The sequence below is a fragment of the Cryobacterium sp. M91 genome (assembly GCF_002929615.1).
Taxonomy (GTDB): domain Bacteria; phylum Actinomycetota; class Actinomycetes; order Actinomycetales; family Microbacteriaceae; genus Cryobacterium; species Cryobacterium levicorallinum.
Genome location: NZ_PJJT01000087.1, coordinates 160776 through 180391, shown reverse-complemented (window position 1 = coordinate 180391; position 19616 = coordinate 160776). Strand labels below are relative to the sequence as shown.

General features: G+C 65.9%; 18 protein-coding genes. 10 read left to right on the top strand and 8 right to left on the bottom strand.

Features of this window, described 5'->3' with window-relative positions:
* Positions 1-2: 2 nt before the first annotated feature.
* Both CXY80_RS13155 and CXY80_RS13150 read right to left on the bottom strand, forming a co-directional pair.
* Positions 3-1334, bottom strand: coding sequence for a bifunctional o-acetylhomoserine/o-acetylserine sulfhydrylase (locus CXY80_RS13155; RefSeq protein ID WP_092451304.1), 1332 nt, complete (start codon positions 1332-1334; stop codon positions 3-5).
* A 113-nt stretch (positions 1335-1447) separates the two neighbouring features.
* Positions 1448-2548, bottom strand: coding sequence for an acyltransferase family protein (locus CXY80_RS13150; protein WP_233195370.1), 1101 nt, complete (start codon positions 2546-2548; stop codon positions 1448-1450).
* A gap of 29 nt (positions 2549-2577) precedes the next feature.
* Between CXY80_RS13150 and CXY80_RS13145 the strand changes: the two genes are divergently transcribed.
* On the top strand, positions 2578-3360 hold the full coding sequence (locus tag CXY80_RS13145; protein WP_170851578.1) for an SDR family NAD(P)-dependent oxidoreductase: 783 nt from the start codon (positions 2578-2580) through the stop codon (positions 3358-3360).
* Positions 3361-3759: 399 nt separating this feature from the next.
* Here the strand turns inward: CXY80_RS13145 and CXY80_RS13140 are convergent, their stop codons facing one another.
* The 3 genes from CXY80_RS13140 to CXY80_RS13130 all read right to left on the bottom strand — a co-directional run bounded on the left by CXY80_RS13140 (position 3760) and on the right by CXY80_RS13130 (position 7743).
* Positions 3760-5382, bottom strand: a complete 1623-nt coding sequence (locus CXY80_RS13140; RefSeq protein ID WP_092451298.1) for a cation acetate symporter — start codon at positions 5380-5382, stop codon at positions 3760-3762.
* Positions 5379-5726: a DUF485 domain-containing protein gene (locus CXY80_RS13135; RefSeq protein ID WP_092451296.1), complete on the bottom strand. Its 348-nt coding sequence runs from the start codon at positions 5724-5726 to the stop codon at positions 5379-5381. Before CXY80_RS13135 ends, CXY80_RS13140 begins: the two co-directional genes overlap by 4 nt.
* Positions 5727-5814: 88 nt before the next feature.
* Positions 5815-7743, bottom strand: coding sequence for an acetate--CoA ligase (locus CXY80_RS13130; RefSeq protein ID WP_104132778.1), 1929 nt, complete (start codon positions 7741-7743; stop codon positions 5815-5817).
* A gap of 106 nt (positions 7744-7849) precedes the next feature.
* Here CXY80_RS13130 and CXY80_RS13125 point away from each other — a divergent pair, with 106 nt between their 5' ends.
* Genes CXY80_RS13125 through CXY80_RS13110 form a run of 4 tightly spaced genes read left to right on the top strand, consistent with a single transcriptional unit; the run spans position 7850 to position 12164 of the window.
* On the top strand, positions 7850-8530 hold the full coding sequence (locus CXY80_RS13125) for a GntR family transcriptional regulator (protein ID WP_092451292.1): 681 nt from the start codon (positions 7850-7852) through the stop codon (positions 8528-8530).
* A gap of 31 nt (positions 8531-8561) precedes the next feature.
* A complete protein-coding gene (locus tag CXY80_RS13120) occupies positions 8562-10097 on the top strand; it encodes an MmgE/PrpD family protein (protein WP_233195369.1) in 1536 nt (511 codons plus the stop codon).
* Entirely contained in the window at positions 10097-11014 is a 918-nt protein-coding gene (gene prpB, locus CXY80_RS13115) for a methylisocitrate lyase (RefSeq protein WP_092451288.1), read from the top strand. Before CXY80_RS13120 ends, prpB begins: the two co-directional genes overlap by 1 nt.
* A 10-nt stretch (positions 11015-11024) precedes the next feature.
* Positions 11025-12164 carry a bifunctional 2-methylcitrate synthase/citrate synthase gene (locus CXY80_RS13110; protein ID WP_092451285.1) on the top strand — a complete coding sequence of 380 codons (1140 nt, stop codon included), beginning with the start codon at positions 11025-11027 and terminating at the stop codon, positions 12162-12164.
* Here CXY80_RS13110 and CXY80_RS19535 read toward each other — a convergent pair.
* Positions 12152-12292 carry a hypothetical protein gene (locus CXY80_RS19535; protein ID WP_158251651.1) on the bottom strand — a complete coding sequence of 47 codons (141 nt, stop codon included), beginning with the start codon at positions 12290-12292 and terminating at the stop codon, positions 12152-12154. The two genes, CXY80_RS13110 and CXY80_RS19535, sit on opposite strands and share 13 nt — an antisense overlap.
* Positions 12293-12347: 55 nt before the next feature.
* On the opposite strand from CXY80_RS19535, the gene CXY80_RS13105 reads away from it, so the two are divergent.
* The 3 genes from CXY80_RS13105 (at position 12348) to CXY80_RS13095 (ending at position 14472) form a co-directional block, all read left to right on the top strand.
* Positions 12348-13055: a Type 1 glutamine amidotransferase-like domain-containing protein gene (locus tag CXY80_RS13105; RefSeq protein ID WP_104132777.1), complete on the top strand. Its 708-nt coding sequence runs from the start codon at positions 12348-12350 to the stop codon at positions 13053-13055.
* Between the two features lie 123 nt (positions 13056-13178).
* Entirely contained in the window at positions 13179-13901 is a 723-nt protein-coding gene (locus CXY80_RS13100; protein WP_092451281.1) for a uracil-DNA glycosylase, read from the top strand.
* Entirely contained in the window at positions 13894-14472 is a 579-nt protein-coding gene (locus CXY80_RS13095) for a GNAT family N-acetyltransferase (protein WP_199182268.1), read from the top strand. The genes CXY80_RS13100 and CXY80_RS13095 overlap by 8 nt, the downstream gene beginning before the upstream one ends.
* Positions 14473-14557: 85 nt before the next feature.
* Here CXY80_RS13095 and CXY80_RS13090 read toward each other — a convergent pair whose 3' ends face one another.
* Positions 14558-15382 (bottom strand): SDR family oxidoreductase, encoded by an 825-nt coding sequence (locus CXY80_RS13090; RefSeq protein ID WP_092451279.1) that lies wholly within the window; start codon positions 15380-15382, stop codon positions 14558-14560.
* Between the two features lie 77 nt (positions 15383-15459).
* On the opposite strand from CXY80_RS13090, the gene CXY80_RS13085 reads away from it, so the two are divergent.
* The gene (locus CXY80_RS13085) at positions 15460-16890 is read left to right on the top strand and encodes an amidase (RefSeq protein ID WP_092451277.1); all 1431 of its coding nucleotides are present in this window, start codon (positions 15460-15462) and stop codon (positions 16888-16890) included.
* A 63-nt stretch (positions 16891-16953) separates the two neighbouring features.
* Here the strand turns inward: CXY80_RS13085 and CXY80_RS13080 are convergent, their stop codons facing one another.
* A complete protein-coding gene (locus tag CXY80_RS13080; protein WP_104132776.1) occupies positions 16954-19011 on the bottom strand; it encodes an MMPL family transporter in 2058 nt (685 codons plus the stop codon).
* Positions 19012-19105: 94 nt separating this feature from the next.
* On the opposite strand from CXY80_RS13080, the gene CXY80_RS13075 reads away from it, so the two are divergent.
* Positions 19106-19588, top strand: a complete 483-nt coding sequence (locus CXY80_RS13075; RefSeq protein ID WP_104132775.1) for a Fur family transcriptional regulator — start codon at positions 19106-19108, stop codon at positions 19586-19588.
* Positions 19589-19616 lie beyond the last annotated feature (28 nt).

Here is a 19616-nt window from a genome sequence, read left to right as displayed (position 1 = left end):
GGTCAGGCGTCGGCGCGGTCGCGCTTGACGACGGCGCGGGCCGCGGCGAGGCCAGCCTCGAGGTCGGCTTTCAGGTCGGCCACGTTTTCGATGCCGACCGAGAGCCGCACCAGGCCCGGGGTGACGCCGGCGGTGAGCTGCTGCTCCGGGGTGAGCTGGGCGTGCGTGGTCGAGGCCGGGTGAATGACCAGGGAACGCACGTCGCCGATGTTGGCGAGGTGGCTGAACAAGCTCAGATTGTCGACGAGGGCGCGGCCGGCGGCGACTCCGCCCTTGAGTTCGAAGGAGAGCACCGCTCCGACGCCGAGCGGGGCGTACTTGTTGGCGTTGGCGTACCAGGGGCTCGAGGGCAGGCCGGCGTAGTTCACCGAGGCGATGTCGTCGTGGTTGTCGAGCCACTCGGCGATTTCCTGGGCATTCTGCACGTGGCGTTCGATGCGCAGACTGAGCGTCTCGATGCCTTGGATGAGCTGCCAGGCGCTCGCCGGGGCGATGGCGCTTCCGAGGTCACGCAGCAGCTGCACGCGAGCCTTGATGACGTAGGCGATGCCGTCACCGACCGCGGTGGTGTAGCTCGCGCCGTGGTAGGAGGGGTCGGGTTCGGTCAGTCCGGGGAACTTTTCCACATTCTTCGACCACTCGAACTTGCCACCGTCGACGAGAACCCCGCCGATGACGGCGCCGTGGCCGCCGAGGAATTTCGTGGCCGAGTGCACGATGATGTCGGCGCCGTGCTCGAACGGGCGAATCAGGTACGGCGTCGCGATCGTGTTATCGACGATCAGCGGAATGCCGGCGGCGTGGGCGACATCCGCTACCAGAGTTATGTCGAGCACGTTGATGCGCGGGTTTCCGATGGTCTCGGCGAAGAACAGCTTGGTGTTGGGGCGCACCGCACGGGCCCACTCGGCCGCGTCATCCTGGTCTTCCACGAAGGTGGTTTCGATGCCGAGCTTGGCCAGGGTGTACTTGAACAGGTTGTAGGTGCCGCCATAGATCGAGCTGGACGAGACAATGTGGTCGCCGGCCTGGGCGATGTTCAACACCGCAAAAGTGGACGCCGACTGTCCGCTGGACAGCAGCAGCGCCGCGGTGCCCCCCTCGAGTGCGGCCACGCGCTCCTCGACGACGGCCTGGGTGGGGTTCTGGATGCGGGTGTAGATATTGCCGAATTCGGCCAGCGCGAACAGGTTCTGGGCGTGCTCTGCGCTGTTGAAGACATACGAGGTGGTCTGGTAGATCGGCGTCGCCCGAGCGTTGGTGGTCGGGTCCGGGTGTGCTCCGGTGTGAACCTGCTTGGTCTCAAACTTCCACGATGAAGAATTGTCGGTCACGATAGCCTCCGGATCACTCGGCGCGGATTGTCCGGCGCTCTGGCCACGAGCATATGGAGCCGGTGTGAACCCTGCAACGGATGCCGCAACACGGCGTCATCTTCTGCCGGATGCTACTTTCGGTCGCGATGCGGCAGCACAATCGTGCCCGTCGGTGTCGCAGCGCCCGGGCGAAACAGCCACCGGGCTTTCGGCTCGACCAGGGGCCGCATTACCCTCCGCACGATCGGCAGCGAGAGCACGATCGAGATGGCCACGCTCAGCACGATCATCGCCGGAAGCACCCAGCCCGCCTGCGGCCCGTCGAGTACACCGGTTTCACGCAGCGGGTAGAGCAGAAAGGTGTGCAGCAGATAGATATACATCGTGGCCGCTCCGAGCTCACTGAACCAGGTCGTGCGCCGGGGGATCAGCATCAGGAACGCCACGATCAGCGCGAAGGCGAGCAGTATGACGGCCAAACGGATGCCGCCGGCCCACCATGAGGAGTAATCAAACGTCGCGTACGACTCGTCGTAGAGCAGAAAACGGCGCACCTGCAGCTCGCGCAGGGTCTCGATATTGAGGGTGATCAGCAGGTACAGCCCGCCAAACAGCCCGAGCGCCCCGGCCCGCCAGCGCCAGACCAGCCCCGCGCGCAGTTCGAGCCAGGTGTCCGTCAGCAGCCACTGCCGCAGTTTCCAGCCGAACACGAAGAACGGGAGCAGCCCGAGGGTGCGGGCGAGGGTGAAGGTGCCATCGATCGACGAGATGTAGCCGGCGCCGATGGAGATCACAATGCTGATGGTGAGGGGATAGCGCAGCAAGACCAGGTAGGGCAATGCGATCCGCCAGATCAGCAGGGCGAGCAGGAACCAGAGGGTCCAGCTGGCACTGGAGTAATCCAGCAGAAATTTGCCGCCGAGGATCCAGCGCAGCCCGGTCCAGATGGTTTCGAAGATGAGGTACGGAAAAACGATGTCGGTGAGCAGCCGCTGCATCTGTCGCGCGTCGGGAGGCCCCGATTTGGCAAAATAGCCGCTCACGGCAACGAACACCGGCACGTGGAATGCGTAGATGAACAGGTACAGCGTATAGGCGACATCCGCTTCGCCAATGAGTTTGAGAATGGCGTGGCCGATCACCACGAGGGTGACCGCGATCCAGCGCGCGTTGTCCCAGAGGGGTAAGCGACGCTTCTGCGGTCGAGTGGTGGCGGTGCCAAGTGCGCTCATTGAATCCATTCTCCCGCCACAATGGAGAAATGAGTACTCGAAGAGTGGTTGTGACCGGAGCAAGTTCGGGAATCGGAGCGGCGACCGTTCGCCTGTTTCGGCTGCGAGGCTGGGATGTGGTCGGGGTCGCGCGGCGGGCCGACCGCCTCGCTACGCTGCGAGCGGACACGGGAGCGGATGTCTTCACCGCTGACCTGACGCTGCAAGCGGATGTCGACGCCCTCCGCGACTATCTCGCCGCCACCGGCCCGGTGCACGCCCTGGTCAACAATGCCGGCGGCGCCAAAGGCCTCGACACTGTGGAGGCCGGGAGTATCGAGGACTGGGCCTGGATGTTCGAGATCAACGTGCTCGCCGTCAAGCGGGTCACCACGGCGATTCTGCCGCTGCTGCGCTCCGGCATCGACTCCGGGGCCGGGTCGGCCGACATCGTCACCATCACTTCGATCGCCGGGCACGTGGCCTATCTCGGTGGCGGCGGCTACAACGCGGCCAAGTTCGCTGCCCACGCCATGACCGAGGTACTGCGCCTCGAGCTCTCCGGTGAGCCGATTCGGGTGATCGAGATCGCGCCAGGCATGGTCAAAACGGATGAGTTCGGTCTGGTTCGTTTCAACGGTGACGCCGACAAGGCGTTCGCGGCCTACGACAACGTGCCAGATCCGCTATCGGCGGAGGACATCGCGGAGACCATCGTGTCGAGCGTTGAGCGCCCGGCACACGTGAACCTCGACCTGATCGTGATCAAGCCGGTCGCCCAGGCGGCCCCGACACGCATCGCCCGTGGTTCGCTGAAAGTGCGCGAGCTCTAACCACGTTCCGGCCGCGCGGGGGTTGCGCCAATTCGCGGGACCTGCGCCGGTGCGCGGGAGTTTGGGAGCGGGGGCGGTGCTGGCCGGCCTCGTTACGCGGGTGTTCCGCCAGTGCGCGGGACCTGTGGCCTGGCCACAACTCCCGCGTGCCGCGAGGGGGGGCAACTGACCCGGAGCTGCCCTCGAAACTGAGCCATCCTGCCACCGTATTTAGCCACATTTTGAACTGGAGTGGGCATGCTGCCGACATGAGGGTGTCTGCGGGGCCGCTCGCGCGCATCCGCTGGCCGAGGTCGGCGACCACCGTACCCCGGGAGCGGATGCCTGCAGCAGCAGGGGCACAGAAACGGGCCGGACAGGATATGCATCCTGGCCGGCCCGTTTGTGTACTGCAGAGGGTTAGTGCTCGACGGCCTTTTCGGCGCCGTGCCCGGTGAGCGAACGCACCGACATTTCGGCGGCGAGCTTCGGGCTCTCCTTCACGGTGCTGGTGACCGATCCGAGCCAGCCCAGGAAGAACCCGAGCGGGATCGAGATGATGCCCGGGTTGCTCAGCGGGAAGATCGCGAAGTCCACGGCGGCACCGAACATGGAGGTGTCAGTGCCCGAGAATACCGGCGAGAAGATGATCAGAAGCACGGCTGAGGACAGCCCGCCGTACATGCTCCAGACCGCGCCCCGGGTAGTGAAGCCACGCCAGAACAGGGAATAGAGAATGGTGGGCAGGTTGGCGCTCGCCGCGACGGCGAACGCGAGTGCCACGAGGAAGGCGATGTTCTGCCCCTGCACGCCGATACCACCGGCAATGGCGAGGATTCCGATCACGATCACGGTGCGACGGGCAACCTTGACCTCGTCGTCGGGGTTTCCCTTGCCCTTCTTAATGACGGAGCCGTAGATGTCGTGCGCAAAGCTCGTTGCCGCCGTGATGGTGATTCCGGCCACAACGGCCAGGATCGTCGCGAAGGCGATGGCCGAGATGAAGCCGAGCAGCAGCGGACCACCGAGAGCGAGCGCGAGCAGCGGAGCTGCCGAGTTCACTCCACCGGGAGCGGCGAGAACGGTGTCAGCACCAACGAGCGATGCGGCACCGAAGCCCAGCACGAGGGTGAAGATGTAGAACGCGCCGATGAGCCAGATGGCCCAGACCACAGAGCGACGAGCTTCCTTGGCGGTCGGAACCGTGTAGAAGCGCATGAGCACGTGCGGCAGGCCGGCAGTTCCGAGAACCAGGGCGAGGGCGAGCGAGATGAAGTCGAGCGGGTTGGTGCCGTACTTCAGGCCCGGAGCCAGGATCGCATCGGCCGGAACGGAGGTCGAGACGGCAACAGCGCTGTCGAGCAGGGCCGACAGGTTGAACCCGTTCAGGGCCAGTACCCAGATGCTCATGGCGAGTGCACCGATGATGAGCAGGAACGCCTTGACGATCTGCACCCACGTGGTGCCCTTCATACCGCCGACCAGTACGTAGACGATCATCAGCGCGCCGACGACGGTGACCACGATGGACTGGCCGAGCTTGTCGTTGATGCCGAGGAGTAGCGAGACGAGTCCGCCGGCTCCGGCCATCTGGGCGAGCAGGTAGAAGAAGCACACGGCCAGGGTGGTCGTTGCTGCTGCCACGCGTACTGGACCCTGCTTCAACCGGAAGGAGAGCACGTCGGCCATCGTGAACTTGCCGGTGTTGCGCATGAGCTCCGCAACGAGCAGCAGGGCCACGAGCCAGGCGACGAGGAATCCGATCGAGTACATGAACCCGTCGTAGCCGCTGATCGCGATGGCGCCGACGATGCCGAGGAACGACGCCGCCGAGAGGTAGTCGCCGGCGATGGCGAAACCGTTCTGCGGTCCGGTGAACGAGCGGCCACCGGTGTAGTAGTCCGCGGCGGACTTGTTGTTGCGTCCGGAGCGGATGACGATGATCAGGGTCACCGCCACAAAGGCGAGAAAGATGGATATGTTCAGGATCGGGTTGTTTTCAACCGGTTTGACCGTCGTGGCCAGGAGGTGCAGTGCGTTCATCGCTGTTCCATCCGCTCAAGCTCAAGGCGAAGTTCTTCGGTGCGCGGGTCGATCTTGCGGTTCGCGAAGGTCACGTAGGTCATGGTGATGGCGAACGTCGTGACGAACTGGCCGAGGCCGAGCAGCAGTCCGATATTGATGCGGCCGAAGACCGGCGTGGCCATGAACTCGTGCAGGTACGCGGCAGCGAGTACGTAGGCGATGTACCAGACAAAGAAGAAGATTGCCATCGGTACGACGAACCTGTTGCGGGTGCGCTTCAACTCGAGAAAACGGGGGGTCTTTTCAAAAGCCTCGTAGTCGATGATGGACTTCGGTGGGGCGTCTTTCACTGCTTCACTCATGGGGCCTCCTTGCCTTAAGGGTGGAAAGTACGGGTTTTACGGAAAAGTTGTCGGTGCGCGGTTTAGGGCGCGAGCGGTCTTGACCTGGTTAGGAAACGGATGCTGACAGCGCCTGTTTCAAATCGTCGAGAACGGTGGGGTCTTCGATAGTGGGGGGAACGGAATATTCTTCACCGTCGACGATCTGCCGAATGGTTTTGCGAAGAATCTTGCCCGACCGCGTTTTGGGCAGTCGGTCGAGTATGGTGACGTCGCGAAACGCGGCAACCGGGCCGACATGCTCCCGGACGAGCGCGACGAGTTCGGCGGCCAGAACGTCGTGGTCGACACTAGTCCCTACTTTGAGGGTCACGAAACCAGCGGCTCGCTGGCCCTTGAGGGCGTCGTGCACGCCGAGTACCGCGCACTCGGCGACGGCCGGGTGCAGGGTGAGTACCTCTTCGAGCGACCCGGTGGAGAGCCGGTGCCCGGCAACGTTGATCACATCGTCGGTGCGGCCCATCACGAACAGGTAGCCGTCGGCGTCGAAATGGCCGGAGTCGCCGGTGGCGTAGTAGCCGGGGAAGGCGGTCAGGTAAGAACTCGTAAACCGTTCCTCGCTGCCCCAGACCCCGAGCAGGGTTCCGGGCGGCAGGGGAAGTCGAATGGCGATGTTGCCGTCCTTGCCGACTTTCTCGATCGGCTTGCCCTTGGAATCCAGAATGGCAATGTCGTATCCGGGTACCGGGACGGTGGCCGAACCCGGCTTGGTCGGCAATTCTTCAATGCCGAGCAGATTGGCGCAGATCGCCCACCCGGTCTCGGTCTGCCACCAGTGGTCGACGACCGGGCAGTGCAGCCCATTGTTGGCCCAGTGGAAGGTCTCGGGGTCGAGTCGTTCGCCGGCCAGGAACAGGCTGGTCAGGCTCGAAACGTCGTGGTTCTTCAGATCGAGCAGGTCGGGGTCGACCCGGCGGATGGCCCGTATGGCGGTCGGCGCGGTGAACAGAACCTTCACCTTGTAGTCGTCGACGACGCGCCAGAAGGCGCCGGCATCCGGGGTGCCGATCGGCTTGCCCTCATAGAGGACCGTGGTCGCGCCCGCCAGGAGCGGCGCGTAGACGATGTAGGAGTGTCCGACCACCCAGCCGACGTCGGATGCGGCCCAGTAGACGTCGCCCGGTCCCACATCGTAAATGTTGCGCATCGACCAGTTCAGCGCAACGGCATGGCCGCCGTTGTCGCGGATGATGCCCTTGGGCTTACCGGTCGTACCGGACGTGTACAGGATGTACAGCGGGTCTTCGGAGCGCAGGGCGACCGGGTCGGCCGGCGCGGCTTTGGCCTCTTCGGCTGCCCAGTCGAGCCAGACGACATCCGCTTCTGAATGGTTCTGGTAGTCAGCAGCTGAGCCGGGGATGCTGTCCCGGCCCTGCACGATCACGGTGTGCACCGAACCCTGGCTCAGGGCGATGGCCTTGTCGACCAGTGGCAGGTATTCCACCGCGCGGCCAGGCTCCAGGCCGCCGGATGCCGTGACGATGACACTCGGGCGGGCGTCATCAATGCGCACGGCCAGTTCGGTTGCGGCGAAACCACCGAACACGACCGAGTGCACCGCGCCGATGCGGGCGCAGGCGAGCATGGCGACAACGGCTTCGGGAATCATCGGCAGGTAGATGACGACGCGGTCGCCGGTGCCAACGCCGTTGGCGCGGAGTACGCCGGCGAACCTGGCGACGCGGCCGAGCAGGTCGAGGTAGCTGAGCTTGACCCGGGTGCCGGTCATAGCGGAGTCATAGATCAGCGCGGTGTGGGCGCCGCGGCCGGCCAGCACGTGGCGGTCGAGTGCGTTGTAGCTGGTATTGAGAGTGCCGCCGGGAAACCAGCTGCCGGTCGCCGGGCCGTCGGGAGCGAGCGCCAGACGGGGCTGCGTGATCCAGTCGATGCCCTCAGCCGCCTCAAGCCAGAAGGCTTCCGTCGACGAAATGCTGCGTCGCCACGCATCCCGGTAGCTCGCACCTGATTCGCCGTTCATGTCTATCTTCTCCATCGAAGTGCCTCTGTATACAAAGAGTGGTTGAAGTATTGCATATAACCCAGCATTGTGGAATAGGATCTGAGTTGTGTATACAGAAACCGCAATGTTGGGGTTAGACGTGCCGCTCCGCGCCAGTGAGCGAGCGTACCGTCAGCTGCGCGGGGAAATCCTGAACGGATTCCTCGCACCAGGGGCTGCCCTGCTCGAAGTCGAACAGGCCGAGCGTATTGGCATATCGCGCACCCCGCTGCGGGAAGCGGTGGCCCGATTGATTGCCGATGGACTCGTCGTCGGTCGCCGAGGCCGTGGCTTTGAAGTCACCGATATCTCGGTCGACAGTATTTCCGAACTTTACGAACTGCGCCAGGCGCTTGAGGTGCAGGCCATTCGTCTGGCGGCGATTCGCCGTGATCCCACCCCGTTCGCCCTGCTCCGTGAGGGCTTCGTCAATGCTCCGCAGCTGCTGGAACAGGGCGACGTCGGAGTGCACCGATACTACGGGCTGATCGATGAACTCGAAGATGCCATCGATGTCGCGGTCGGCAACCCCTTTCTCGTCGGCGCCCTGCGCGCCGTACGCACCCACTTGGCCCGAATTCGTCGGTTGGCCCGGAGAAATCCGCTGCGGCTCCATGCCGCGGCAGCCGAGCATCTGCTGATTCTCGACGCCATCATCGCCGGCGATCCGTCGCTGGCGGCCCATGCCACCCATATTCATCTTCATCAAAGCCTCCAGAGCGTCCTCGCGGCGATCGATGAGGGTTCGGCCACTGTCGCCAATTAGCGGCCCTGGTCACCTAACGAAGGGATCCACAGTGCAGCTTCACCACGTTCGAGTTCACAAGAGCGACGAGAATCTGGCCCGCGAGGACCAGCTGGCCTGGAAAATCGCCGAGGTCGCCGCCGACCCGGCCCTCGTCTCCGAAGAGGTGACCGAGATGGTCATCAACCGGGTGATCGACAACGCCTCCGTCGCGGCGGCCAGCCTGACTCGTCGCCCGGTGATCGCCGCCCGCTCGCAGGCGCTCGCACATCCGCGTTCCAATGGCGGCGACGGAGCGACTGTGTTCGGCCTCGCCCCCGCCCGCCGGGTTTCCCCGGAGTGGGCGGCCTGGGCCAACGGTGTGGCCGTGCGTGAACTCGACTATCACGACACGTTCCTCGCCGCCGAGTACTCGCACCCCGGCGACAATATCCCGCCGATCACGGCGGTCGCCCAGCACCTCGCGGCCTCCCGCGGCCTGACCGGCAGCGACCTGATTCGCGGCATCGCCACCGGCTACGAGATTCAGATCGACCTGGTGAAATCGATCAGCCTGCACGCGCACAAGATCGACCACGTTGCCCACCTCGGCCCGTCGGTCGCCGCCGGTATCGGCACCCTGCTCGGCCTCGACAAGGAAACCATCTTTCAGGCCGTCGGTCAGGCGCTGCACACCACGACCGCGACGCGCCAATCCCGCAAGGGCGAAATCTCCAGCTGGAAGGCGCACGCCCCGGCTTTCGCTGGCAAGATGGCTGTCGAAGCCGTCGACCGTGCGCTGCGCGGCGAAACCAGCCCGACTCCCATCTATGAGGGCGAAGACGGCGTCATCGCCTGGCTGCTCGACGGCCCGGACGGCTCCTATGACGTGTCGCTGCCGAAAGCCGGCAGCATCAAGCGGGCCATTCTGGACAGCTATACCAAGGAGCACTCGGCCGAATACCAGGCGCAGGCCTGGATCGACCTCGCTCGCAAGCTGCACAACGAACACCCCGAACTGCTCGTCGCCGGGGCTATCACGAGCGTTGTCATCCACACCAGCCACCACACGCACTATGTGATCGGCTCCGGCGCCAACGACCCGCAGAAGTACGACCCCACCGCGAGCCGCGAGACGCTCGACCACTCCATTCCCTATATCTTCACGGTCGCTCTGCAGGACGGCAGCTGGAACCACGTCGATTCCTACAGCCCGGAACGAGCCGGCCGCCCAGACACCATCGCCCTGTGGCAGACCGTCACAACCACCGAGGATAAGGAGTGGACGCGTCGCTACCACTCCCTCGACCCGGCCGAGAAGGCCTTCGGCGGTCGCGTCGAGATCGAACTGGCCAATGGAACCCGCATCGTGGACGAGATTGCCGTCGCCGATGCGCATCCGCTCGGAGCTCGCCCCTTCGCCCGCGCGGAGTACATCAACAAGTTCCGCACCCTCGCTGCCCCGGTCATGGAGGCGTCGGAGATTGAACGCTTTCTCGCTCTGGCCCAGCGTCTGCCCGAGCTCGGCGCGGCTGAGCTCGGCGGCCTGACCATCGTGGCCAAGCCGGGATTGCTCTCCTCCATTACTGCGCCGATCGGAATCTTCTAATGCTGTACGCCAGGCGCGACGCCGCTGACAAGCGCATTGCCCTGCGCCAGGGCCTAAAAAGCGGCAAGATTTTGCGCTTTCCGGGCGCGTTCAACCCGCTTTCGGCCAAACTCATTCAGCAGAAGGGGTTCGAGGGCGTCTACATTTCGGGTGCCGTGCTCTCGGCCGACCTCGGCCTGCCCGACATTGGCCTGACCACCCTCACCGAGGTGGCCGGCCGGTCGCAGCAGATCGCCCGGATGACCGACCTGCCGGCCATCGTCGATGCCGACACCGGCTTCGGCGAGCCGATGAACGTGGCGCGCACCATTCAGACTCTCGAGGATGCCGGCCTGGCCGGAATGCACATCGAGGACCAGATCAACCCGAAACGCTGCGGTCACCTGGACGGCAAGCAGGTCGTGGATGCGGACACCGCGATCAAGCGCATCCGCGCAGCGGTCGATGCCCGCCGGGATGCGAACTTTCTCGTGATGGCGCGCACGGACATCCGTGCCGTCGACGGTTTGGATGCCGCGGTGACTCGGGCAAAGCAGCTGCAGGATGCCGGAGCGGACGCGATCTTCCCCGAGGCGATGGGCAGCCTGGCCGAGTTCGAGACGATCCGGGCGGCCGTCTCGGTGCCGATCCTGGCGAACATGACCGAATTCGGCAAGGGCGAGCTGTACACCGTGCAGCAGCTCGAAAACGTGGGCATGAACCTGGTGATCTTTCCGGTGTCGTTGCTGCGCCTCGCGATGGGGTCGGCGGCCCGCGGACTCGATGCGATCGAGCAGACCGGCTCGCTCACGACGATGCTGCCCGAGATGCAGCACCGGGCTGACCTGTACGAATTGCTCGACTACGCGTCGTATAGCCAGTTCGATTCGGGTATCTTCGATTTCACGCTGAACCCGCACATTTCGTCCAAGGTATAAGGGGAGCATAATGTCTGACACGGAAACACTCGCTCCACACGTCTATAAGGGGCTGACCGGCGTGGTCGTCGACACGACCGCGGTCTCCAAGGTCAACCCGGAGACCAACTCGCTGCTCTACCGTGGCTACCCGGTGCAGGAACTCGCGGCGAAGAAGAGCTTCGAGGAGGTCGCCTACCTGCTCTGGCACGGGGAGCTGCCCGACGACCAACAGCTGGCCGAGTTCGAGGCCCTCGAACGATCGCTGCGCCACCTCAACCCGGTCGTCAAGCGCATCATCGACGAACTGCCGTTGACCGCGCACCCGATGGATGTCATGCGCACCGCGGTGAGCGTTATCGGAGCGAGCGATCCGGAAGCCGAGAACCCGTCGCCGGAATCCGACCTGGCCAAGTCGATTCGGCTGTTCGCCCAGCTGCCCGCGATCGTGTCGTACGACCAGCGGCGTCGGCATGGGCTCGACCTGGTCGAGCCGCGCGACGACCTCGGCTACTCGGCGAACTTTTTGCACATGGCCTTCGGGGAGGTGCCTGAGCTCGTCGTCGTCAACGCTTTCGACGTGTCGATGATTCTCTACGCCGAGCACTCCTTCAACGCCTCGACGTTCACCGCGCGGGTGATCACCTCAACCCTGTCAGACCTCTATTCGGCCGTGACCGGCGCGGTCGGGGCGCTCAAGGGAGCATTGCACGGCGGCGCGAACGAAGCCGTCATGCACACCTTCACCGAGATCGGCCTCGGCGCTGGCTCGGCCGCCCGGGCCGAGCCCTGGCTCGCGCAGGCGCTCGCCGAGAAGCGCAAGATCATGGGCTTCGGGCACCGCGTCTATAAGAGCGGCGACTCGCGCGTACCGACCATGCGGGCGGCGCTCGTCACCCTGGCCCTGCACTACGAGAAGCCGGAGCTGCTCGAACTCTACGAAGCCCTCGAGACGGCGATGACGACGCGCAAGGCGATCCTGCCCAACCTCGACTACCCCTCGGGCCCGGCCTACCACCTGATGGGGTTTGACACCCTCACCTTCACGCCGCTGTTCGTTGCGGCGCGCATCACCGGGTGGACCGCGCACATCATGGAGCAAAAGACCAGCAACGCACTGATTCGCCCGCTGTCGGCCTACAACGGGCTCGACCAGCGTCAGGTTCCGTAGCGCTTCTTCTTCGCGCCGGATAAACCGCAACGAGCGGATGCCGCGCTGCCGGTCGGCAGCGCGGCATCCGCTTTATTGTGCCTGCGGTCACGGCGCTTGCGTCTTTCGTTAGCATTGTCGAATGACACTTGACGCACCTCTTTCGAGCAACGACACAGCCACGACCGAAACGAAGGTCACCGCGTGAGCGTGCACCTGGTCGGCGGCGGAGGAGACCCGGCCCACAATGCCCAGGTGCTCGGAACGTTCCTGTCCGAGGTTGTGGCTCACGCCGCACAGGCTGGCCGTGACGAACCGATCGTGGCTATCATCACCGTCGGCCCGGGCAGCGCCCACGCCGAGGAACTGGCTGCCTCGCTCGGCGACAGTGTGCAGACCCGCCGCACCGTACTCGCGCCCGGCGATACCGGCGACCTCACCGCTCTGGGCGCTGTCGACGGCATTCTCATCGGCGGCGGCGTGACCCCCGATTACCTGGCCGCACTGCTCCCCATAGCCGGCGAGATTCGCCGCCAGGTATCGGCCGGCGTGCCCTACCTCGGCTTCTCGGCCGGTGCCATGATCGCCGCCGAACGAGCCCTGATCGGCGGCTGGCGCATCGGCGGCGTCGAGGTGACGCCCGAAGACGTCTCCGAGGGCCTCGACGAGATCACCCTCGCCCAGGGCATCGGACTGCTCGACGTCACGGTCGACGTGCACTCCGCCCAGTCCGGCAGCCTGTCCCGGTTGATCGCGGCGACCGAGGCCGGCCTGATCGACGGCGGCCTCGCCATCGACGAGAACACCGTGCTCGTGGTCGGCGAGGGCGCACTTCGCGTGCTCGGCGCCGGCAGCGTCTGGAACGTCAGCCAGGCCGACGGCGGCGTGCTCGTGAGCACCATCGGCGCCTGACCCGCGCATGACAGCCTGCACAACGGATGCCGCAACATGCGTACCGAGTCAGCTCGCGGCGGTCGCCACCCCATCAGGTACCTGCCGGGTTGATCGGGCGCGCCCGGTCGGCCGGGTGAGGTCGTGAACCTCGACGCCCTCGCGGCCAGCGGCGACATCGATCCGGGCTGGGCGCTCGCCCTCGCACCCGTGGCCGATGACCTGGCCAGGATCGGCGAGTTCCTGACGCGTGAACGAGCCGCCGGCCGCGCCGTGCTGCCCGCTGCGGAGCACCTGCTGCGCGCGTTCCGCCAGCCGTTCGACGCCGTGCGGGTGCTCATCGTCGGGCAGGATCCGTATCCGACTCCGGGCCATCCGATCGGCCTGGCCTTCGCCGTCAAAGCCGACGTGCGCCCGCTTCCGCGCAGCCTCGGCAATATCTACACTGAATATGAAGCCGATCTCGGCCTGCCGCGACCCGAGCACGGCGACCTCTCGGCCTGGACCGATCAGGGCGTGCTGCTGCTGAACCGGGTGCTCAGCGTCGGTGCGGGAGCGGCCGGTTCGCACCGCCGCCAGGGATGGGAAGCGGTGACCGACCAGGCCATTCGCGCACTGGCCGGGCGGGGACATCCGCTGGTCGCGATTTTGTGGGGACAGGATGCCGGCGCGCTCAAGCCACTGCTCGGCGACACGCCCGTGCACGAGTCGGTGCACCCGAGTCCACTATCGGCCTGGCGTGGTTTTTTCGGTTCGAAGCCATTCAGCAACGCCAACCGGCTGTTGACCGGGCAGGGGGCTGCATCGGTGAACTGGGAGCTTCCGGTAATCTGGAATCAACCAGAAAGGGGAGTGCCCGGTGCTTGAGGAAGAATACGAGCCTCGTCGTCGGTTGCCCCGCCACCTGCGGCCGGAAACCGCCGTCGAGACGCCGTTCGAATACACGATGCGTGAGGTGCGGGCGACCGACCTGCCGCACATTCGCGAAATTTACAATTATTACGTAGCCAACAGCACCGTCACTTTTGACGAAGATGCCATGACTCTCCCCGAGTGGCGCGACAAGTTCTACTACCTGAACAAGCAGGGCATGCCGTTCATCGTTGCCGTCTCACCGGCCGGCCAGATTCTCGGCTATGCCCTGGTCGCCCCGTGGAAACAGAAGAAGGCCTACCGGTTCACGGTCGAAAACTCGATCTACCTCGGCGCCGCGTCCACCGGAAAGGGACTCGGGCGCGAGCTGCTCGGCGAACTGATCAAGCGGTCGAAGGCGGCCGGCCTGAAGGAGATCATCGCCGTGATCGCGGATCAGGGAGCGAATGCCTCGATCAAGCTGCACCGCGACTTCGGTTTCGAGGAGATCGGCCGCATGGGCAAGGTCGGTTTCAAGTTCGAGCGCTGGCTCGGCACTATTCTGCTGCAGAAGAGTCTGAAGTAGCCCCGTCGGCCCAGCTCATGGGGCCGACGTTGGCAGGTCGCGGGGCATAGGGACCGAAGTTGGCGTCTCGCGGGCGTGCCCGGGCTCAGCGCGTGCCGCGCGGCGTGTTCAGGCGGCCGACGGCGTTGAGTACCGCACGTCGCGGAGAGATGCTCGCGACCCGGGCGAGCAGGGCGTTGCGGGCGCCGACCAGCACGACCGAGGGCGTGACCGAGCGGTCGAGCGCCGAGAACGAGGCGCGCATAACCTCGTCGACCGTGAGCGGTGTGCCCTTCTTGCCGCCGCCGGTCTTGGCGACCTCGAAGAACTCGGTGTCGGCGGGACCTGGGCAGATCGCCGTGACCTTGAGGCCGCTCGCCCGCGTTTCGTAACTGATCGCCTCGGTGTAGCTGAGCACGTAGGCCTTGGTCGCGCCGTACACCGCCATGCGCGGCACCGGCTGGAATGCGGCCGTGCTGGCCAGGTTCACCAGCGCCGCAGTGTGCGGATGCAGCGAGGCGGTCTCGACCAGATCGGGCAGGAAGGCGTGGGTCAGCGCGGTCAGCGCGTGCACGTTGAGCGCCACCTGCTCGCGTTCGCGGGCCTCGTCCGACTCGAGCACGGTGCCGAAGGTGGCGAATCCGGCATTGTTCACGAGGGTGCCGATGGTGATTGCCCGCTCACGCAGGTCGCGCACCAGCTCGGGGACGGCATCCGCTTCGGTGAGATCGAGCGGAATCACGGTGGAAACGGTGCCGTATTTCTCGGCGAGATCGACCGCGAGGGATTCGAGCCGGGCCTGGCGACGGGCGACGAGTACCAGATCCGCGCCGCGCTGGGCGAGCGCGTGGGCGTACCCGACGCCGAGTCCGCTCGACGCTCCGGTGATGAGCGCGGTGGTGCCGATGGGGTTGTACAAAGCGCTGGCCATGGATTGAGGCTAGCCTCGTTGTGCCGCCCCGGCCAGTGCTGCCTGATTGGCGACCGTCGCCGAACTAGGCTCGGGTCATGGCTGATCCACACGAACTGACCGCCCTTGAGCAATGGCAGGCCCTGCAGAACCGCGAAATCAGCCCGGGCGAGCTCGCCGAGCACTACCTCGCCCGCATCGAGAAGTACAATCCGGCACTCGGTGCCTTTGTCACGGTGACGGCAGACGCGGCCAGGGTCAGGGCCCGTTACGTTGAAGAGCGGATGCCGCGCACCGCGCCGCTCTGGGGCCTCCCGTTCGCCGACAAGGACCTGTACCTGCGTGCCGGGGTGCCGGCCAGGTTCGGCTCCCGCCTCTTCGCCGACTATGTGCCCGACGAGTCGGATGAGCTTGTGCAGGCCCTCGACGACGCCGGGGGAGTCAGCCTCGGCAAGACGAACACGCCGGAATTCGGCCTCGCCTCCTACACCGAAAGCCTCGCGGCACCGCCGGCTCGCACGCCGTGGAACCTTGCGCTCGGCGCCGGCGGATCCAGCGGCGGCGCCGCCGCCGCGGTCGCCGCCCGCCTGCTGCCGTTCGCGCCGGGCTCCGATGGCGGCGGGTCCATCCGCATCCCAGCGGCCGCCTGCGGGCTGGTCGGCCTCAAGCCGAGCCGCGGACGGGTGCCGTCCGCTTCCGGAGTCGACAAGCTCGGTGGCCTCGCCGTCGGCGGCCCGATCGCCCGCACGGTAGCGGATGCCGCCCTGCTGCTCGATGCCATGATCGCGCCGCGAGATGGTCACCCCGACCACCACTATGCCTTGCGGGCTCCGGGAGACGAAGCTCCGCTGCTGGCCGCGGCGGTGCGCGGCGATGGGCGGTTTCAGCTCGGCGTCATGACCACTTCAGCCTGGGACAACGATTACTCCATTTCGATTGCGCCCGAAGCCCAGGCCGCGCTCGATCTCGCCGTGGCCGGTTTCGCCGCGCTGCAGCACGGCCTCGAGGAGACGGCACTCGTGCCCGACGCGAGCTATGTGCCGGCGTTTCGCACAATTTGGCAAGCGGGCGCGGCGACCATCCCGGCCGAAACCGACGCAGACGTCGCCCTGCTTGAACCGCTGACCCAGTGGCTGCTCGCCCGAGGTCGTGCCCTCGGTGCCCGGGAACTCGCCGAGGCGCTGGCCGCACTGTCCGCGTTCGAGCGTTCGTTCATTCGCCAGCTGTCGAAATTCGATGCCGTGCTGACCCCGGCGATGGCGCTGACGCCGCGGCCGGTCGGCTGGTACGACGCGCACGACGGCGAGGCGAACTTCGCCCAGCAGGTGCAGTACACGCCGTTCACCTCGATGATCAACGTGAGCGGGCTGCCGGCCATCGTGCTGCCGGTGCACCAGACCGACGACGGCCTGCCGATGGGCGTGCAGCTCATCGGGCGACCCGGCGGCGAAGCGACGCTGCTGGCGCTCGGCGCGCAGCTGGAGCGGCGCATCCGCTGGCAGGATCGCGTGCCGCCCGACCCTGCGTAGGCCTGACCGGGCGTTGGCCTCACCGGGCGTGAGCCCGGAGTCAACCAGAGTCGCGCCGAAATTCTACTGGCGTGACGCGACAGGCTTCGACGGCCACCAGAACCGGTCGTCCACCAGAAAGACCAGGGCCGGCACGAGCACGGTGCGCACGACAAGGGTGTCGAGCAGCACGCCGATGCAGACGATCACGCCGATCTGGGTGAGCGCCACGACCGGCAGGACGCCGAGCACGGTGAACACCGCCGCGATCAGAATCCCGGCGCTCGTGATCACCGCTCCGGTCGACGAGAGCGCCCGCACCATGCCTTCTCGGGTGCCGTAGCGCCGGGCCTCTTCCCGCGCTCGCGTGGTCAGGAAGATGTTGTAGTCCACGCCGAGAGCGACCAGGAACAGAAAGGCAAACAGCACGACGCTGGTGTCGAACGCGGCGAAGCCGAGCAGGTTCTGAAAGATCAGGTTCGAAGCTCCCAGGCTGGCGAAGAAGGTGCCGAGCACGGTGGCGATGAGCAACGCCGGCGCCACGAGGGAGCGCAGCAGCAGCGCCAAAATGAGAAAGACGATGCCCAGAATCAGCGGCAGAATCAGGGCCTGGTCCCGTTCGGCGCTGATTTTCGTGTCGAGGGCCGTGGCATCGCTGCCACCGACCAGCGCCTGCGAGACCGCGCCCGAAGCATCCGCTAAATCGCTGCGCAGTTGGCTGAGGGTCGCGAAAGTCAGGTCGCTGCCTGGTTCGCTGTCTAGGGTGACATCGATGCGGGTCAGGCCGCCGGCGTTCTCACCGGCGACAGCCGCGGAGACCCCTGGGGTCTGCAGGGCCACTGCCACGGTGTCAGCGGATACCGCATCCGGCGTCAGCACGACCGTCTGGCTGGTCAGCCCCGCCGAAAAAGACGCGTCCACGATGTCCTGGGCAACAACCGACTCCGGGTTGCCGAGCAACTGGTCGGCCTGGGATAGCCCGACCGCGGCTCCGTTCAGCCCGAACGCGAGCGAACCGATCGCCAGAACGGACACGATCGTGATGATCACCGGATGCCTGGCCACTCCGCGACCGAGCCTGGTCCAGAAGCCGGTGCGCAGGGCAGTGGCATGGGCCTGCACGCGCGGAATGAACGGCCAGAACAGGCCGCGCCCGCAGACCACGAGGGCGGCCGGCAGCACGAGCAGGGCGAACAGAATGGCGATGAGTACACCGATGGCGCAGGCGATGCCGAGCGCCCGGTTGCCGGCCAGTTCGGCGAAAACCAGGGTCGCCAGGCTCAGCGCAACGGTGCCGCCGCTCGCCGCGATGGCCGGGCCGGCGCTCGTCACGGCGGTGCGCATGGCGACGTTGCGATTTTCGGTGTGCAGCAATTCTTCGCGATAGCGGGCCACGAGCAGCAGGGCATAATTGGTGCCGGCGCCGAACACGAGCACCGAGAGGATACCCGAGATCGAGGCGTCGAGGGCGAAACCGAGCGGTTCGGTCAGCGCGCCGGCGACCTTGCCGGCCAGGCCGTCGGCGAGCCCGACCACGACGAGCGGCACGATCCAGAGCACCGGGCTGCGATAGGTCACGATCAGAAGCACCGCGACGACGATCACGGTCACCAGCAGCAGGCGAAAGTCGGCTCCGGCGAAAGCGTTGGTGATGTCGGACTGAAAGCCGACCGGCCCGGTGACATAGGCGGTCAGCCCGCTCGGCAGCGCGGTCGACGCCGTTGAACGGATGTCGGTGGCCGTCTTCGCAATGTCGGCCGTCGCGCTCGCCGCCTCCAGCGGCACCACACTCAGCGCCGCCTGACCGTCGTCGCTGAACTGCGGCGTGGCCGCGCGCGGGGCGATCGACGCGGCACCGAGCTGCTCGGCTGCGGCGGTGATCGCGGTTTGGTCGGCCGCCGTGAGCGCGGTGCCGTCGCGGCTCCAGACCACGATCGCCGCGGTCTGGTCGGCCGAGGGAAAGTCGGCGAGCAGCTCGGTGACTTGGGCCGCCTGGCTGGTCTCCGGCAGCCCCGCCGCCGGAAAATCCTCGGACTCATTGGCCGGGAGCAGCGCAAACAGCAGACCGACCGCCACGAGTGTTCCGAGCAAGACCGCCCAGGCGGTGCGTTTGCCGGTGATGAATCGCGTGATCGCGAGCACAGTTCCTCCAGAACCTCGATAATCGCTATCCTAGCTAGCTATACCAGTGCCCGAATTGTTTTGAATTACTCAAAACAAATGCTAGGGTCGGAGCATGACGACGATCGAACCGAGCGAAGAGACCGCGGGCCTGCGCCTGGCCGCAGCCGACGCCGGGTTGCTGGCCGACAGCATCCGTTCGGCTGGTCTCAAAGTCACGGCGCCGCGTCTGGCTGTGCTGCGCGCCCTCACCGATATGCCGCACTCCAACGCCGATGCCCTGTTCACAGCGGTGCACACCGACCTGCCCGGCACCTCGCTGCAGGCGGTCTACGGGGTGCTCGCCTCGCTCGGCACTGCCGAACTCGTGCGCAAGATCGAACCGGCCGGTTCGCCCGCCCTGTTCGAGCGCAGGGTCGGCGACAACCACCACCACATCGTCTGCACCCGCTGCACTGTGGTGCACGACGTGGACTGCGCCATCGGTCACGCACCCTGCCTCACGCCGGCGGATACGCTCGGTTTCGACGTGCGCGCCGCCGAGGTCATCTACTGGGGCCTGTGCGCCCAGTGCCAGCTCGACACCGCACACCCCTAACTTTCTTCCGCCAACCTCGCGTTGCTGA